This window comes from Xanthomonas nasturtii (assembly GCF_001660815.1).
Taxonomy (GTDB): Bacteria; Pseudomonadota; Gammaproteobacteria; order Xanthomonadales; family Xanthomonadaceae; genus Xanthomonas; species Xanthomonas nasturtii.
The window spans coordinates 1-17,729 of the sequence record NZ_LYMI01000019.1 but is presented as its reverse complement, the minus strand read 5'-3'; the positions used below and the strand labels follow the sequence as shown (position 1 = coordinate 17,729).

Here is a 17,729-nt window from a genome sequence, read left to right as displayed (position 1 = left end):
CTGCAACGCTAGCCCATGGACAAATCCTACAGGACCCCTTTGTTCAGCACCAGGTCACACTATTTCTCACGGGTGAAGAGACGAAATGACGGGTATTGCGCCAAAAAAGAGGGCTCGGTTTCCCGAGCCCTCGTCCCCTCCCAGGGTGGCGCAAGCCCGCGCCTGTTGCAGCGGGTGTGGTCATTCGGTGCCGTAGAGGCAGGCGTTACGCTCGAAGCACCCAGGCACCGCGCCACTGCAGGGCCCGCACGCCCACCTGCTTGGGCTTTGCCGCGTGACCAGCGGTCAGGCCGCCTTCTCGCCATGGAACTGCTCTTCCTCGGTCGAGCCACGCAGCGCAGTGGTGGACGATTGCCCCTGCTGGATGGCCTGCGTCACCGCGTCGAAGTAACCGGTGCCGACTTCGCGCTGATGCTTGACCGCAGTAAACCCCATCTGCGCCGCTTCGAATTCGGCCTGCTGCAGTTCCACGAACGCGCTCATCTGACGGCGCGAATAACCGTGCGCCAGATGGAACATGCCGTAGTTCAAGGCGTGGAAACCGGCCAGGGTGATGAACTGGAATTTGTAGCCATAGCTTGCCAGCTCGGTCTGGAACTTGGCGATGGTGGCGTCGTCCAGATTCTTCTTCCAGTTGAAGCTCGGCGAGCAGTTGTAGGCCAGCAATTTGCCGGGAAACTTGGCATGGATGGCCTGCGCAAACGCTCGCGCAAATTCCAGATCCGGCTTGCCGGTTTCACACCAGATCAGATCGGCATACGGGGCATAGGCCAGGCCGCGGCTGATGGCCTGGTCCAGCCCGTTGCGGGTCTTGAAAAAGCCTTCGACGGTGCGCTGCCCGGTGGTGAACGGCTGATCGTTGGCATCCACATCGCTGGTGATCAGGTCGGCGGCTTCGGCGTCGGTGCGTGCAATCAATACTGTGGGCACACCCAGCACATCGGCGGCCAGACGCGCGGCATTCAATTTTTCGATCGCCTCACGCGTTGGCACCAGCACCTTGCCGCCCATGTGGCCGCACTTCTTGACCGAGGCCAGCTGATCTTCGAAATGCACACCGGCAGCGCCGGCTTCGATCATCGCCTTCATCAATTCGAAGGCGTTGAGCACCCCACCAAAACCGGCTTCGGCATCGGCCACGATCGGTTGCAGGAAGTCGATGTCATCGTTGCCTTCGGCGTGATGCAACTGATCTGCGCGCAGCAAGGTGTTGTTGATGCGCTTGACCACCGCCGGCACCGAATCGGCCGGGTACAACGATTGATCCGGATACATCTGCCCGGCCAGATTGGCATCTGCCGCCACCTGCCAACCGCTCAGGTAGATCGCCTTCAGGCCGGCCTTGACCTGCTGCATCGCCTGATTGCCGGTCAACGCACCCAGTGCGTTGACGAACGGCGTGGCGTGCAATGAGGTCCACAATTTTTCGGCACCCAACCGTGCCAGCGAATGCTCGACATGCACGGTGCCGCGCAGGCGCACCACGTCGGCGGCGCTGTAATTGCGGGTGATGCCGTTCCAGCGCGGGTTGCTGGCCCAGTCCTGCTGCAGTTGTTCGGCGCTTTGCAGTGTGGTGCTCATCTTGCGTTCTCCTGAGAGGTACGACGGATGGAACGAGAAAGAATGGCGGGCATGCCAAGGCATGCGGCATGGCGAAGCCGTCGTTGCGCGTCTGTGCGCAGCGGGCGGGGTAGTGCAATGAAGTCAGCGCTGCGGGGGACGCCTGTGGCCGGGCGCCACCGCAGCGGTGCAATCAGTCGATCAGGCGGTATGCCGGCACGGTGAGAAAGTCCGCCAGTTCATCGGCGCCGCTCAACGTTTCCAGCAAGCCAATCGCTTCATTGATTCGTGCCGCGCCAGGCAGTGCGGTGGCTGTCCCCAACCGCGCCGGCAGCGCGCGCAGCGTGGCCTGCAACAGGTGTTGATCGATGGCGATGCCATCGTCCAGATGCTGGCCGCGATGCAGCCACTGCCACAATTGCGCGCGGCTGATTTCGGCAGTGGCGGCATCTTCCATCAGGTTGTGGATCGGCACACAGCCATTGCCGTCCAGCCAGGCGGCCAGATAACGCACGCACACTTCGACATTGCCTTCGAATCCGGCGCGGGTGATGGTGCCCGGCGACGGGGCGATCAACATCTCGCGCGTCACCTGCACGTCGTTGCGCAGCACATGTTGCTGATGCGCGGTGGGCATGTGTTCGTCGAACAGTTTCATTGCCACCGGGATCAGCGCCGGGTGCGCCACCCAGGTGCCATCGTGGCCGGCGCTGACTTCGCGCAGCTTGTCGGCACGGACACGGGCCATGGCCTGTTCGTTGGCGGCTTCGTCGTGATTGATCGGAATCTGCGCGGCCATGCCGCCCATCGCATGCGCGCCGCGGCGATGGCAGGTCTTGATCAACAGCTCCGAATACGCCTTCAGGAATGGCTGGGTCATGGTGACCTGGCCGCGTTCGGGCAGTACGCGGTCGCGGTGCGCACGGAAGGTTTTCAGATACGAAAAAATGTAATCCCAGCGCCCGCAATTCAGGCCCACGATGCGTTCGCGCAGCGCGTGCAGAATCTCGTCCATCTCGAATACCGCCGGCAGCGTTTCGATCAGCACGGTCACCTTGATCTGGCCATGCGGCAGGCCCAGCATCGCTTCGATATGCGCCAGCGCGGTGTCCCACAACGCCGCTTCTTCCATGCTCTGCAGCTTGGGCAGATACAGATACGGGCCGCGGTCCTTGGCCAGCAGCGCGCGGCCATTGTGGAAGGCAAATAGCGCCGCATCGAACAGGCCGCCGGCCAGCGGCTGCCCGTCGATCAGCACATGCTTTTCGTCCAGGTGCCAGCCGCGCGGGCGCATGATCAATACCGCACGTTCGGCTTCCGGGCGCAGTGCGTAGTGCTTGCCGTTGGGGGCATCGAAACTGAGATCGCCGCGCACCGCCGCAGCCAGGGTGCGCTGGCCGGCCAGCAGGTTGCGCCAGGTCGGCGCGGTGGAATCTTCGAAGTCGGCCATGAACACCTTGGCGCCGGAGTTCAGCGCGTTGATGACCATTTTCGGGTCGGTGGGGCCGGTGATTTCGACGCGGCGGTCCTGCAGCGCCGCCGGCAGCGCGGCCACGCGCCAGTCGCCGGCACGGATGGCGCGGGTATCGGTGCGGAAGTCCGGCAGCTGGCCGGCATCGAAGGCGGCCTGGCGCTCGCGCCGCCGCGCCAACCGCTGCTGGCGGCCGGGCTCGATCGCCCGGTGCAACGAGACCAGCAAGGCCAGCGCGGCCGCGGGCAGCAACTCGGACTGACCGGCAACCTGGGTGGTCAGCGAAATGCCGGGGGTGGCGTGGTCGGTGGGACGGGGAGCAAACGCAGTGGCAGCCATGTGGAGGTCCTTGTGCATCCGGACCTGCACCGTGCGCCCACCACAACTATTTGACAAAGCAGTTTTATCAATGTTGTAAATAAGCTGGACTTATATTGATTGGTTACAACGCATCCTCATGGCGCCAACCCCTCGATTTTCCTACAAATCCGACCGCCTCAAGCCACTGCGCGCGTTCTGCCAGACCGTACGACTGGGCTCCGTCTCAAGGGCAGCTGAGGCGCTATACGTCAGCCAGCCAGCGGTGACGTTGCAACTGCAGGCGCTGGAGCGCGACCTGGGCGTGGCCTTGTTCGAGCGCTCCGGGCGGCGCATGGCGCCCAGCCGCGAAGGCCAACTGCTGTACGACATGGCGCTGCCGCTGGTGGAAAGCCTGGACGGGCTGGAGGCCAGCTTTCGCGAAAAGGTGCGTGGGCTGGATGCAGGCGAGCTCAATATCGCCGCCAACAGCTCCACCATCCTGTACCTGCTGCCGCGCATCGTGGCCAACTTCCGCGCGCGGCATCCGGATGTGCGGCTGACCCTGCACAACGCCATCAGCGCCGACGGCACCGATTTGCTGCGCGAAGACGCGGTGGATCTGGCGATCGGCTCGATGCTGGACGTGCCGGCCGACCTCAACTACGCACCGGTCTACCGGTTCGAGCAACTGCTGATCACCCCGCCCGACCACCCGTTGGCCGGCAAGGCGGAGGTCTCGCTGCAGGATCTGTCGCCGTATCCATTGATCCTGCCGCCACGCCGGCAGGTCACTTACCGTCTGGTCGATCTGATCTTTCAGCAGGCGCGCGTGCCCTACACCGTGGCGCTGGAAGTGGGCGGCTGGGAGGTGATCAAACAGTACGTGGCGATGGGCATGGGCATTTCCATCGTCACCGCGATCTGCGTGACCGAAGCCGACCGCGACAAGCTCGCCACCCGCTCGCTGAAGGATTTTTTCCCCACCCGCAGCTACGGCGTGGTGGTGCGCAAGGGCAAGTATCTGTCGCCGCAGGCACGCGCGTTTATCGAGTTGATCCAGCCGGATCTATTTACCCAGCGCGGGTATGACGAAAGTGGCGATTCGGAGCGTTGAGCGTGCAACGTCGGGTGTGACCAAACTTGCATTTCGGAAAGTGGCGAGTTCTGTCATGCCCGGCCAGCGATATCTTTCCGGCGACATTCTGCAACTGCGGGTCGATAATCCCCTGCATCGGCCCACGTCGTGCACTTGCCGAAAAGAATCCCCGGGATTGCGCGACCAAGCTGCAGCGCCATAGGATCGAGCTCGCTAACATTAAGCACTGACAAGCAAGGAAACGGAGCACATGGAAGAGCTATCGGCTTCGGATCTCAAGACCATCCTGCATTCCAAGCGCGCGAACATCTATTACCTACAGCATTGCCGCGTACTGGTCAATGGCGGTCGCGTGGAGTACGTCACCGACGCAGGCAAACGCTCGCTGTACTGGAATATCCCTATCGCCAACACCACCACGGTATTGCTCGGCACCGGCACCTCCATCACCCAGGCCGCGATGCGTGAGCTGGCCAAGGCGGGGGTGCTGGTCGGGTTCTGCGGTGGCGGCGGGACACCATTATTCTCGGCCAATGAAATGGATGTGGAAGTGGCCTGGTTCTCGCCGCAGAGCGAGTATCGCCCCACCGAGTATCTGCAGGCCTGGGTATCGTTCTGGTTCGACGACGACCTGCGGCTCATGGCGGCCAAGGCGTTTCAGCAGGCACGCGCGGTGCGGATCGGCGAACAGTGGCAGCAGCGTACCCTCAAGGACGCTGGCTTTGTGCCAGATGCGGCCAGGCTGGACGCCTTGCTGGCCAAAACACGCCGCAACATCGAACAGGCACAGGACAACGTATCGCTGCTGACCGAAGAAGCCAGGCTGACCAAGGCATTGTTCAAGCTCGCGGTCGACACCGTCGGCTATGGCGATTTCACCCGCGCCAAGCGCGGCACCGGGGCCGATCCGGCCAATCGCTTCCTCGACCATGGCAACTACCTCGCCTACGGACTGGGCGCTACCGCGAGCTGGGTGCTTGGCCTGCCGCATGGGCTGGCCGTACTGCATGGCAAGACGCGCCGCGGCGGGCTGGTGTTCGACATCGCCGATCTAGTGAAGGACGCCAGCATCCTGCCGCAGGCGTTCCTGTCGGCGATGCGCGGCGACGACGAGCAGGCGTTTCGGCGCAGCTGCATCGAAGCGCTCACCCGCAGCGAAGCATTGGATTTCATGCTCGACACGCTCAAGGCCGTGGCACTGCACACAGCCGCGGCAAGGCAGACGGATCCGGCGCGGTGAACATCCTGCTGATCTCGCAATGCGACAAGCGGGCACTGACCGAAACCCGCCGTATCCTCGATCAATTTGCCGAACGGCGCGGTGATCGCACTTGGCAGACGCCCATCACCGACGCTGGCCTGAGCACACTGCGTAAGCTGCTGCGCAAGACCGCGCGCAAGAACAGCGCCATCGCCTGCCACTGGATTCGTGGGCGCGATCATTCCGAGCTGCTGTGGATCGTCGGCGACGCGCGGCGCTTCAATGTCGAAGGAGCGGTGCCCACCAACACCAGCACGCGCAATATCCTGCGCCGCGAGGACGAAAACGACTGGCACCACGCCGAAGACATCCGCCTGCTCGCCCAGCTTGCCGCCTTGCTGCACGACCTGGGCAAGGCCAGCGTTGCGTTCCAGGCACGCCTGAAGGGTACATTGCGCGAACGCAATCTGTATCGCCACGAATGGGTGTCGCTGCGGCTGTTCCAGGCATTCGTCGGCAGCGACGAAGACGCAGGCTGGTTGCAACGGTTGGCCGACCCGCACGCCTTCGTCGAGGCGGACTGGCTTGCCAACGGGCGCTATCAACGCGATGGCATCGATGCGACCGCACGCTATCCCTTTCGCGGCCTGCCACCGCTTGCCGCAGCCGTGGCGTGGTTGGTGCTCACGCATCACCGGCTTCCCGTCGTACCGGTCCAGAAGGACAACGGCGGGCAGGACTGGCTGGGCAAGCGGGCGCCGCATTTCAATCCGGCCTGGCTGGACATGCCTCTGGCACTGGTGGCGCATGACTGGAACGAGATTTACCAGCCCGCAGAACCCGACTACGTGCTGCCCTATTGGACAACCGCCGGACCATTGCCGGTGATGGAACCGAAATGGCGTGCACAGGCCGCGCGACTGGCCAAGCGCCTGCTCGCACTACGCCTGCGGCGCGACCATGCCTGGCTGGACAATCCTTATGTCATGCATCTTGCGCGACTGGCGCTGATGCTGGCCGACCATCACTACTCGGCCCTGCCAAGAAGCTCGCCGCTGCGCGTGCAGAGCGATGGCACGACGCAGCTATACGCCAATACCGACCGCGACGGCCTCAAGCAACCGTTGGACGAGCACCTGCTTGGCGTCGCCCGTGATGCAGGGCTGATTGCGCATGCCTTGCCCGGCTTCGAGCGCCACCTGCCCAGGCTAGCCAACCATCGCGGCCTGCGCAAACGCAGCGCCGATGCACGTTTCGCCTGGCAGGACAAGGCGTTCGACGCTGCCACTGCACTGCGCGAGGCGGCGCGCGAGCACGGTGCCTTCATCGTCAACATGGCCTCTACCGGCTGCGGTAAGACTCTGGCCAACGCGCGCATGCTTTATGCTCTGGCCGATCCGCAACAGGGCCTACGTGCCACCTATGCACTGGGCTTGCGCACGCTCACCCTGCAGACCGGGCGCAGCTTTCGCACCGATCTGCATCTGAGCGAAGACGAACTGGCAATCCGCGTGGGTGGCTCAGCCAGCCGTGCCTTGTTCGAGTTCTACGCGCAACAAGCCGAAGCAAAAGGCTCAGCCTCCGTGCAGGATCTGCTCGACGAAGACAGCCATGTGTTCTACGAAGGAGTCACTGCCAATCACGCACTGCTGTCGCGTGCCTTGCACGACCCGGACATTCGCAAACTGCTGTCGGCACCGATGCTGGTCTGCACCGTGGACCACATGGTGCCGGCGACCGAATCTCTGCGCGCCGGCCGCCAGATCGCACCGATGCTGCGCTTGCTCAGTGCCGATCTGATCCTCGACGAGCTGGACGACTACGACCTCAACGATCTGCCCGCGCTGACACGGCTGGTGCAGTGGGCCGGCATGCTGGGCACGCGCGTGCTGCTGTCCTCGGCCACGCTGCCGCCATCGCTGGTGGCCGGCATGTACCTGGCCTACCGCGCCGGCCGCCAGCAGTATCGGCATAACCGCGGCCAGGACGGGGCTAAAGCCGACGCCGCGATCGAGATTCCCTGCCTGTGGAGCGACGAGTTCGGTGTGCAGTCCGCCACCTGCGTCGGCGGCACAAGCTTTCTCGACCAGCACATGCAGTTCGTCGAGAAACGTATCACCACGCTCGCCAAGGCTCCGGCCCTACGACGTGGCGAACTGTTGCCGCTGGATCTGCCGCGCAACCTGCCGGACGCACAACTGTATGCGCGATTCGCACCGCATGTACGCGACGCCTGCCTGCGACTGCACCACGCGCATGCCGAACCCGATCCGGTCAGCGGCAAGCGCATCAGCTTTGGGCTGGTACGCATGGCCAATATCGAGCCGCTGTTCGACGTAGCGCAGGCACTGCATGCGGCCGGCGCGCCGGAGGGCACGCAGATCCACCTGTGCGTCTATCACGCCCGCTTTCCGCTAGTGCAGCGTTCGGCCATCGAGCACCAACTCGACCAGGCCTTCAACCGGCGCGGCGATGGCACCGACGCCTACCGCGTGCCGGGCATCCGCGCCCTGATCGACGCGCATCCCGCAGCCGAGCAGCTGTTCGTGGTGCTGGCCTCGCCGGTCTGCGAGGTCGGCCGCGATTGGGATGCCGACTGGGCGGTGGCCGAACCTTCTTCGATGCGCTCACTGATCCAACTGGCCGGGCGCGTGCAACGCCATCGCGGAAAGGCCAGCGCAACGCCCAACGTGCTGATCTTCGATACCAACCTGCTGCAGTTTCGCCGCACCAAACAGGGCAAGCCCAGCTATCTCAGGCCCGGCTTCGAGAAGGAAGGAAGTGGCCCTGACGCATGCAGATTCCAACTGGTAACGCCTTGGCTACATGCGTTGTTGCAGGAGGAGGAATACCGCACGCTCACCGCCGTGCCGCGCATCCGCCCGAGGCCCGATAATGCGCAGTGGAAGCCTTCCGAACGCTTGGTGGATCTGGAGCAGACGCGTATCGCCGCCAGCATGCTGAGGCAGCCAAACGCCACGTCGGTGGAGCGCGACCACGCCTTCGCCGCCCGGGCACACCCGCATGCCGCGCTGACCGGTGTGCTGCCGCAACAGCAACCGTTCCGTGAGGACAACCAGGCACGGGTCACCCTGGTGTTCCTGCCCGACGACGACGAGGTGCCGCGACTGCATCGCGTCGAGAGATCCCGCGACCGTCATGCCGCCGATCTGTACATCCGCATCGAGCAGAGCCAGCGCCATGACATCGCACTGGCATCCGCTCCAGGCATCGGTCCATGGGGCCGCTTCGAATTGATGGATCTGCTCGCCGAGCAGGCCGAGTCCCTGAACGTGTCACTGGAGGTGTGCGCCAGGAAGTTCGCATCAGTGGACGTGCCGGCCAGCGACACCGGCTGGCGCTATCACCCATGGCTGGGGTTTGCGAAGTTCAAAGGCTAATCGGCTACTGCGTCTCAGCCGGTGATTCTGCACGAGGTTATCAAGACGACGCTTGATGTATCGACAAGGAGAGCATGGATGACAGAACCAACCGAGAGACCAGAACGCTTCCGCTCCGCCATCGCCGAGTTCATCCAGGCCCGGCGACTGGCCAAGCTGAAGGAAGACGAAGACGATGCCGGAGTGGCATCGAAGTACGACTACACGACCTGGCTGGCCGATGCGGCGCGGCGGGTCGGGCAGATCCAGGCCGTTACCCATGTGCTCAAGGCCACCCACCCGGACGCACGCGGCAGCAGCCTGCATGTGCCGCCCGACAGCCTGCCGCAGCACGCCGAGATCGGCAGCCATCTGCTGGGGGCGCATTACGCACAGGACGTGGTGGGCAATGCCGCCGCGCTGGATGTCTTCAAATTTCTCAAGATCGAAGTCGAGGGCCAGGGTCTGCTGGCGTGGATGCAGGCCGGCGACAGCGATCTGCGCGATGCCCTGCACCCCGATATCGACATCGCCACCGGCTGGATGCAGGCCTTCGCCGCACTGGCCCGCAGCGAATCGCAACTCAGCTCGCATGCCATGGCCAAGCAGGTCTATTGGCTGGTCGGCGACCAACCAAGCGATGACACGCAGTACCACCTGCTGCAACCGATGTTCTCCAGCGCGCTGGCGCATGTGGTCCATGCCGACATCCGGGATGCCCGCTTTGGCGAGACCAACAAGCTGGCCCGCCAGGCGCAGCGCACCAAGCAACCGCACGAGGGCAGCTACCGCGATTACCGCAACCTGGTGGCACGCAAACTCGGCGGCACCAAACCACAGAACATCTCCCAGCTCAACAGCAAACGCGGTGGAGTGAACTACCTGCTGGCATCGCTGCCGCCAAGCTGGACACTGGAACATCCACACAGCCTGCTGAAGATCGACTCGGCGATGGACCGGTTCGGCTACGGCAAGGAACTGCGCGCAGTAGTGAAGGCGCTGGCGAACTTTCTGCTCGCTGATCCGGAAGCCAACGACAAGACGCGCCAGACGCGCCAACGCATCGAACAGGAACTGGGCGCTCAACTGGCCGTTTTCGCCGCTGAAACCCAGGCGCGCTTTGCCCCCGGCTGGACCCGCGATGCAGACTGCACGCTGCCGCTCTACGAACAGTTGTGGCTAGACCCGGAGCGCACCGAACTCCCCGTCCGCCAGGACCTGCAACACCCGCAATGGACCCAGGACGACGAGGCTTTCAACGCCGCCTACACCTTCGGCGACTGGCCGGAACAGGTGGCGGACCGCTTTGCCAATTGGGTCAATGCGCAGCTGCGCAAGGTAGGGCTGACCACCGTCGGCGATAACGAGTACAGGCACTGGGCCAGGCAGGCGATCGTCGAGGCGGCCTGGCCGGTGCCACAGCAGCGGCGCGCACCTGGTGGAGGCCAGGCATGAGCGGCTGCCCAGCTTTCAGCCACTTGCTGGTGCTGCCGCATCTGCATGTCCACAACGCCAACGCCGTTTCCAGCCCGCTCACCCACGGCTTCCCGTCGATGACCGCACTGCTGGGTCTGATGTGGGCGCTGCAACGCAAGGTCCACGCCGCCGGGCTGGAGCTGACGTTTCACGCCATCGGTGCGGTTTGCCACGCCCAACAAGAACAGGCGACCGAAGCCAGCTTCGTCAAGGCCTTTCACCTGACCCGTAATCCGGTCGGCAAGGACGGCAGGACCGCCGCCATCGTCGAAGAAGGCCGTATCCACCTGGAACTGAGCCTGGTGCTGGGCATGCGTAGCCAACGCTGGCGGGACGACCCGCAGGCGCAGCAGGCCGACACTGCCACCGTGGTCGAGTTGCTTGCGAGCATGCGCATCGCCGGCGGCAGCGTGCGGCCACCAGCGCAGCCCTGGCGGCATCGCTATCAGCCATGGACGCTGGAGCTGACCGGCACCGAGAACGACCGCGCGACGCAGTTCCGTAAGGCACGCATGCGGCTGCTGCCCGGCTTCGCGCTGGTGGAACGCGCCGATCTACTCGACGCCCGCCTGGTCGACCTACAGGCGACCAATCCCCACGCCACTCGATTGGATGCCTGGTTGTCGCTGTCGCGCATTAACTGGCGCTATCACGCGGACGACACGCCGGGATGGAGCCATGACCGCAGCGGGTGTGGCTGGACCGTTCCGATCCCGGTGGGCTACGGCGCGTTGGGCGACCTCCAGGCAGCCGGCAGCGTGGCCAATGCACGCGACACTAGTACCCGGTTCCGCTTCGTCGAGAGCTTATATACGCTCGGTCAGTGGATCAGCCCGCACCGCCTGAACATACCGCAGCAGTTGCTTTGGTACGCCAACAGCGACCCCGACCAAGGCCTGTACCGCTGTCGCAACGACTTCGCTGCGGCAGTGATTGCCGAGGAAACACCGGATTTCACTTTCTCTCTCGACTGACCTCACGACAAGGAATTCCAGCATGGCAACCGACCTCAAGACCGCCTCCGTCCTCGCCTTCGAGCGCAAGCTCGATCCCTCCGACGCGCTGTTGTTTTCCGGCGCATGGGCAGCGCGTGCCACGTCCGACTGGCAGCCCGTCAAACTGCGCGAAAAATCCGTGCGCGGCACCATTTCCAACCGGCTCAAGACCAAGGACCAGGACCCGGCAAAACTTGATGCGGCCATCGAGAGCCCCAACCTGCAGACCGTGGACGTGGCCGCCCTGCCGCTGGATGCCGATACGCTGAAGGTGCAGTTCACCCTGCGCGTGCTCGGTGGCACCGGCACACCCTCGGCCTGCAACGACACCGACTACCGCAACAAACTCACCACTACCGTCGCCGCTTATGTGCAACAGCATGGTTTCGATACGCTGGCGCAGCGTTATGCCGCCAACCTGGCCAACGGACGCTTTCTGTGGCGCAACCGGATCGGCGCCGAGCAGGTGGAAGTGAATGTCGCGCATCTGAAGAGCGGTATGCCTGCCGCGCAGTGGACGTTCCAGGCGCACGACCACTCGCTGCGCAGCTTGCAGGCCCCGGCCGCCGAGGCTGCGGATCTGGCAGCCCTGTCCTCGATGATTGCCGCCGCGCTGGCGGGCAGTGCGCATCTGCTGTTGCAGGTGACCGCATTCGCGCGGGTGGGTGCGGGCCAGGAGGTATTCCCCTCGCAGGAACTCATTCTTGACAGGGGCGGCAGCAAGAAGAGCAAGACCCTTTACGCTGTCGGCGATGGCGACAACGCAGTGGCTGCGATCCATTCGCAGAAGATCGGCAATGCGCTGCGCACCATCGACACCTGGTACCCGGAGGCAGAAGACAACGGCCCGATCGCGGTGGAGCCCTACGGCTCGGTCACCACACAAGGCAAGGCCTACCGGCAGCCCAAGGCCAAGCTGGATTTCTACAACCTGCTCGATAATTGGGTACTCAAGGACAAGCTGCCCGATCCCGACCAGCAGCACTTCGTGATTGCCACCTTGATCCGTGGCGGCGTCTTCGGCGATGCGGGCTGAGGCCATGGACCACTATGTGGATCTCCAGCTTCGACCCGACCCGGAACTTGCGCCGCATCAGCTGCTGAGCGGCCTGTATGCGCGCCTGCACCGCGCACTGGTGCAGCAACAGCGACAGGACATCGGGGTCAGCTTTCCATGCCATGACACGCGTAAGCCGCATCTGGGCACCAACCTGCGCCTGCATGGCCGACACACCGCCTTGCAAGCGTTGATGGCGAGCGCCTGGCTACAGGGGATACACGATCACCTGACGGTATCGCCCATTGTCCGCGCTCCGGCCGGCAGCCAGCACCGTCAGGTCACCCGCGTGCAGGCCAAGAGCAGCCCCTCGCGCCTGCGTCGCCGCGCCATGCGGCGGCACGGGATCGATGCCGTGACAGCCGCCCAATGCATCCCGGACGCGGTAGCCGAACAGTTGTCACTTCCCTTCGTGGTACTGGGCAGTTGCAGCACCGGACAGGCATCGTTCCCACTGTTTATCCGCCATGGCCCCCTGCTATCTGAGCCCAAGAACGGCAGCTTCAACAGCTATGGTCTGAGCCAGGAAGCGACGGTGCCATGGTTCTGACCCTTTTTCCGGGGTAGAAAAAGGCGGCTTTAGAATCAAGCACTTGGCAAGCACCTCTCTCAAAGGGTGCCTGCCTTTGTTTTGGCACAATTCCTATATCTATCAATCATTTATTTAAATTACACCCTTGTTCACTGCCGCATAGGCAGCTCAGAAAGGACACTCACTTCGACGTGATCGATGGCACCCGTTCACTGCCGCATAGGCAGCTCAGAAAAAGGATCTTCAATGTTTCCTCGCAACCTCACGGTTCACTGCCGCATAGGCAGCTCAGAAAGGTAAGCACCGGTACTGGCAGATGATTATCATGTTCACTGCCGCATAGGCAGCTCAGAAAGGCATACGGAACCATCGGCACGCTGCCTAACCGTTCACTGCCGCATAGGCAGCTCAGAAAACGTCGGCTACAGCTACCGCTACGACCTCGGGGTTCACTGCCGCATAGGCAGCTCAGAAATCACGCTGATTGCGAAGCCGCTTGCAGGGCGCGTTCACTGCCGCATAGGCAGCTCAGAAAGCTACCAGCGTCGTTGATAGTGACGTACCTCAGTTCACTGCCGCATAGGCAGCTCAGAAAATCGGCGTTCGGTTGCGGATGTACCGGTCAACGTTCACTGCCGCATAGGCAGCTCAGAAAACAAAGCAGCTGGTCGGCGCTCATCACCAAATGTTCACTGCCGCATAGGCAGCTCAGAAAACCTTGGCATTCAAACGTAGCTTGGCCTCAACGTTCACTGCCGCATAGGCAGCTCAGAAATCCGGCAAAGTTCACCGGGTCCAGATACTTGGGTTCACTGCCGCATAGGCAGCTCAGAAAACCAGCCCATCCGTAAATCTCGGCGGTCATTGGTTCACTGCCGCATAGGCAGCTCAGAAAATATGGTCGCCCATGAAAAAGGCCCGCACATGGTTCACTGCCGCATAGGCAGCTCAGAAAGGAACCGGTGCGACGGTGACGTCGCCTTTCACGTTCACTGCCGCATAGGCAGCTCAGAAAGCTGCGCCCCATCCATTCCCGTCATAGACCCAGTTCACTGCCGCATAGGCAGCTCAGAAAACGTAGGCCAGCTGCCGCTCGTCCAGTTCGCCGTTCACTGCCGCATAGGCAGCTCAGAAAGCTATAGGTATCCGCGTCGATGAAATTGACAGGTTCACTGCCGCATAGGCAGCTCAGAAAAGCTTGGTCCATCGTGCCGCACCGGCTGCCGCGTTCACTGCCGCATAGGCAGCTCAGAAAAATGATCGATTGCGCCGTGCAGCGTCCCATCAGTTCACTGCCGCATAGGCAGCTCAGAAATGCAAATGTTATGCATGTCGGGATGCAGCTCTGTTCACTGCCGCATAGGCAGCTCAGAAAAGATATGCGTCCTGCTCGTAATTGAACTGGTCGTTCACTGCCGCATAGGCAGCTCAGAAAGCCTCGGCGTTCCGATTAAAGGAACTGTTACCGTTCACTGCCGCATAGGCAGCTCAGAAATGATCAACCACGGCAAGTACAGCGCCGTGCGTGTTCACTGCCGCATAGGCAGCTCAGAAATGCCTGCTGACCTGAGGAACAACTGATGCGCAGTTCACTGCCGCATAGGCAGCTCAGAAATTGGCCACATTCGACAACGTACATCGCGAACTGTTCACTGCCGCATAGGCAGCTCAGAAAAAATAATTGAGTTGGCCGTCGGCCTCGCGCGTGTTCACTGCCGCATAGGCAGCTCAGAAATTGGATAGCTCGGCCTTGCCTTCAGGATCGGTGTTCACTGCCGCATAGGCAGCTCAGAAACACTGCAACGCCAGCAACGCAGCCAACCGCTGGTTCACTGCCGCATAGGCAGCTCAGAAAATCAAGCACCTCGCCGAGTGCGCCGAACTGGCGTTCACTGCCGCATAGGCAGCTCAGAAATGATGCCACTGCCCGGCAAGACCCGCGAGACGGTTCACTGCCGCATAGGCAGCTCAGAAAGACAACGTACTGCACGCGCTCGCCACCACCAGGTTCACTGCCGCATAGGCAGCTCAGAAATTGAGGCCGTTGGTCATGCGATTAAAGCCAGAGTTCACTGCCGCATAGGCAGCTCAGAAAATGCGAGGTGGGCAGCCTCAATACCGGAAAACGTTCACTGCCGCATAGGCAGCTCAGAAAGGCAGCGTCTGCGCAGCTTTCTTGACCAGCGCGTTCACTGCCGCATAGGCAGCTCAGAAAGCCTGCAAGGCCTCCGGCAACGCCTTGCCCCGGTTCACTGCCGCATAGGCAGCTCAGAAAAGTTGCTTTTGCGCAGAATCAGCGCGATGAGGGTTCACTGCCGCATAGGCAGCTCAGAAATACCTCGGCGGCGGCGCCACCGAATCCGCAGCGTTCACTGCCGCATAGGCAGCTCAGAAAAAGCAGATCGAAGGGTACGAGCGCGAGTGGCGGTTCACTGCCGCATAGGCAGCTCAGAAAATGAGCGAGCCGGCAGTGATTGGCCGGCAAGTGTTCACTGCCGCATAGGCAGCTCAGAAAGTGCTCGGCGCCGAACGCGCCCATCAGCTCCTGTTCACTGCCGCATAGGCAGCTCAGAAATCGGCGATGTGGCTGACATACGATTTCGAGTAGTTCACTGCCGCATAGGCAGCTCAGAAAATCAAGCGCGCTGAACGTGGTCAAGGGGATGGGTTCACTGCCGCATAGGCAGCTCAGAAACTACCCTCGTCGGTGACGCGGCCAAGCCAACGGTTCACTGCCGCATAGGCAGCTCAGAAAAATGCGCCTGCTGACAATGCCGCAATCACCATGTTCACTGCCGCATAGGCAGCTCAGAAAAAGAAGCCGGCCGGCGCGGCGGTGGCCACCGCGTTCACTGCCGCATAGGCAGCTCAGAAAAACTTCTGAAGTATTGGGCCCTGTAATGGCAAGTTCACTGCCGCATAGGCAGCTCAGAAAACGACGTGGGCCGCACCTGGATCGTACAGGGCGTTCACTGCCGCATAGGCAGCTCAGAAATGGCGTTGCGGTCCAGCTGTAGTGCGCGGAAATGTTCACTGCCGCATAGGCAGCTCAGAAATTGCAGATCGACGACTTCCAGGAGCAGTTCATGTTCACTGCCGCATAGGCAGCTCAGAAAACCGCCCAATGTCGGTTACAAACCGCTTGAGAGTTCACTGCCGCATAGGCAGCTCAGAAAAACGCGAAAGAGACTACGGGGCAAAGCGTGGAGTTCACTGCCGCATAGGCAGCTCAGAAACGGATGAGTACAGGCGGGCGCCGACGTGCCCCGTTCACTGCCGCATAGGCAGCTCAGAAAGGGATGGATAAACCGTCGAAACTGGACGTAAAGTTCACTGCCGCATAGGCAGCTCAGAAAAGGATCACGTGCCGTTATAACGTCATTTCGAAGTTCACTGCCGCATAGGCAGCTCAGAAAACCGAGGACCACGAAACCCTGGCGACGCTGAAGTTCACTGCCGCATAGGCAGCTCAGAAAACAATGATCCCCATCCCGGTCCCCAGCATCAGGTTCACTGCCGCATAGGCAGCTCAGAAATATGAAAGAGGTAGCCGCATGGATCTTCACCAGTTCACTGCCGCATAGGCAGCTCAGAAAAACTGCCTTCCAATTCGCCCCCGGCGGCTGCTGTTCACTGCCGCATAGGCAGCTCAGAAAAACTGCGCCGAGCGCACCGCGAGCGTGACGTTGTTCACTGCCGCATAGGCAGCTCAGAAACCTGGCCGCCGGCGTGCGCTTCTTCTTCTGGGGTTCACTGCCGCATAGGCAGCTCAGAAAAATGCCGCAGTGCAGGTGACCAGCCAGGCCGTGTTCACTGCCGCATAGGCAGCTCAGAAATCTGCCGGCTGGGGGCGGGTGGCTCGTGCAGCGTTCACTGCCGCATAGGCAGCTCAGAAAAGACGGATAACCCGCGCTATACTTATTCGATCGTTCACTGCCGCATAGGCAGCTCAGAAAACGGCCAAATCATTGGGGTCACGTCATCCGGCGTTCACTGCCGCATAGGCAGCTCAGAAACCTCCTTCGACCTTATCCCAATTGCAGGACTCGTTCACTGCCGCATAGGCAGCTCAGAAAAGACGCTGCATTCTGCAATCAGACTGGTGCGGGTTCACTGCCGCATAGGCAGCTCAGAAAGCCATCTTCGCCGAGCCGAAATTGATGCGGCTTGTTCACTGCCGCATAGGCAGCTCAGAAAATCACCGGCGTCATGACTGCGTTGACCGCGTTGTTCACTGCCGCATAGGCAGCTCAGAAATGGAGCAGCGGACCATTGTTGCGATCGATGAAGTTCACTGCCGCATAGGCAGCTCAGAAAAACCCACGGGAGCCGCGCGGCATAGCTGGACAGTTCACTGCCGCATAGGCAGCTCAGAAAATGAACCGCGCCCACACCCCCCCCCCGCGCCGAGTTCACTGCCGCATAGGCAGCTCAGAAACGACAGGAGCAAGGCCAGCTGCTCTTCGTCGGGTTCACTGCCGCATAGGCAGCTCAGAAAAACGAAGCATTGGAGCGCATCGAGGACTTGCTAGAGCCTGTTAACACTAATGATCTGAGCGGTTAAACTATTGCGCATGGAAATCACACCCGCACAATTTTCTCTCATCGAACAGTGTCTGCCGAGGCAGCGCGGCAATGTCGGCATGACCAACCTGCAAGTG

Annotated in this window: 9 protein-coding genes and 1 CRISPR repeat array; of the genes, 7 read left to right on the top strand and 2 right to left on the bottom strand. The window is 62.0% G+C overall.

Features of this window, described 5'->3' with window-relative positions; genetic code table 11:
• Positions 1–285: 285 nt before the first annotated feature.
• Positions 286–1,581 carry an isocitrate lyase gene (gene aceA / locus A7D16_RS08575; RefSeq protein ID WP_064631684.1) on the bottom strand — a complete coding sequence of 432 codons (1,296 nt, stop codon included), beginning with the start codon at positions 1,579–1,581 and terminating at the stop codon, positions 286–288.
• Between the two features lie 172 nt (positions 1,582–1,753).
• Positions 1,754–3,370, bottom strand: coding sequence for a malate synthase A (gene aceB, locus A7D16_RS08570; protein WP_064631682.1), 1,617 nt, complete (start codon positions 3,368–3,370; stop codon positions 1,754–1,756).
• Positions 3,371–3,488: 118 nt separating this feature from the next.
• Here aceB and A7D16_RS08565 point away from each other — a divergent pair, with 118 nt between their 5' ends.
• The 7 genes from A7D16_RS08565 to cas6f all read left to right on the top strand — a co-directional run bounded on the left by A7D16_RS08565 (position 3,489) and on the right by cas6f (position 13,086).
• Positions 3,489–4,445 (top strand): LysR family transcriptional regulator, encoded by a 957-nt coding sequence (locus tag A7D16_RS08565; RefSeq protein WP_064631680.1) that lies wholly within the window; start codon positions 3,489–3,491, stop codon positions 4,443–4,445.
• Between the two features lie 232 nt (positions 4,446–4,677).
• Positions 4,678–5,667, top strand: coding sequence for a type I-F CRISPR-associated endonuclease Cas1f (gene cas1f / locus A7D16_RS08560; RefSeq protein WP_064631678.1), 990 nt, complete (start codon positions 4,678–4,680; stop codon positions 5,665–5,667).
• The gene (gene cas3f / locus A7D16_RS08555; RefSeq protein WP_064631676.1) at positions 5,664–9,029 is read left to right on the top strand and encodes a type I-F CRISPR-associated helicase Cas3f; all 3,366 of its coding nucleotides are present in this window, start codon (positions 5,664–5,666) and stop codon (positions 9,027–9,029) included. Before cas1f ends, cas3f begins: the two co-directional genes overlap by 4 nt.
• A 78-nt stretch (positions 9,030–9,107) precedes the next feature.
• On the top strand, positions 9,108–10,463 hold the full coding sequence (gene csy1, locus A7D16_RS08550) for a type I-F CRISPR-associated protein Csy1 (protein WP_064631674.1): 1,356 nt from the start codon (positions 9,108–9,110) through the stop codon (positions 10,461–10,463).
• A complete protein-coding gene (gene csy2 / locus A7D16_RS08545) occupies positions 10,460–11,458 on the top strand; it encodes a type I-F CRISPR-associated protein Csy2 (RefSeq protein ID WP_064631671.1) in 999 nt (332 codons plus the stop codon). Before csy1 ends, csy2 begins: the two co-directional genes overlap by 4 nt.
• Before the next feature lie 22 nt (positions 11,459–11,480).
• Positions 11,481–12,515: a type I-F CRISPR-associated protein Csy3 gene (gene csy3 / locus A7D16_RS08540; RefSeq protein WP_064631669.1), complete on the top strand. Its 1,035-nt coding sequence runs from the start codon at positions 11,481–11,483 to the stop codon at positions 12,513–12,515.
• A 4-nt stretch (positions 12,516–12,519) separates the two neighbouring features.
• A complete protein-coding gene (gene cas6f / locus A7D16_RS08535) occupies positions 12,520–13,086 on the top strand; it encodes a type I-F CRISPR-associated endoribonuclease Cas6/Csy4 (RefSeq protein ID WP_064631668.1) in 567 nt (188 codons plus the stop codon).
• Positions 13,087–13,215: 129 nt separating this feature from the next.
• Positions 13,216–17,566: direct repeats of the CRISPR family, unit length 28 nt; unit sequence GTTCACTGCCGCATAGGCAGCTCAGAAA.
• Positions 17,567–17,729 lie beyond the last annotated feature (163 nt).

Coding starts and splice junctions, on each gene's coding strand:
- aceA (WP_064631684.1), bottom strand. CDS start 1,581: ATGAGCACCACACTGCAAAGCGCCGAACAACTGCAGCAGGACTGGGCC.
- aceB (WP_064631682.1), bottom strand. CDS start 3,370: ATGGCTGCCACTGCGTTTGCTCCCCGTCCCACCGACCACGCCACCCCC.
- A7D16_RS08565 (WP_064631680.1), top strand. CDS start 3,489: ATGGCGCCAACCCCTCGATTTTCCTACAAATCCGACCGCCTCAAGCCA.
- cas1f (WP_064631678.1), top strand. CDS start 4,678: ATGGAAGAGCTATCGGCTTCGGATCTCAAGACCATCCTGCATTCCAAG.
- csy1 (WP_064631674.1), top strand. CDS start 9,108: ATGACAGAACCAACCGAGAGACCAGAACGCTTCCGCTCCGCCATCGCC.
- csy2 (WP_064631671.1), top strand. CDS start 10,460: ATGAGCGGCTGCCCAGCTTTCAGCCACTTGCTGGTGCTGCCGCATCTG.
- csy3 (WP_064631669.1), top strand. CDS start 11,481: ATGGCAACCGACCTCAAGACCGCCTCCGTCCTCGCCTTCGAGCGCAAG.
- cas6f (WP_064631668.1), top strand. CDS start 12,520: ATGGACCACTATGTGGATCTCCAGCTTCGACCCGACCCGGAACTTGCG.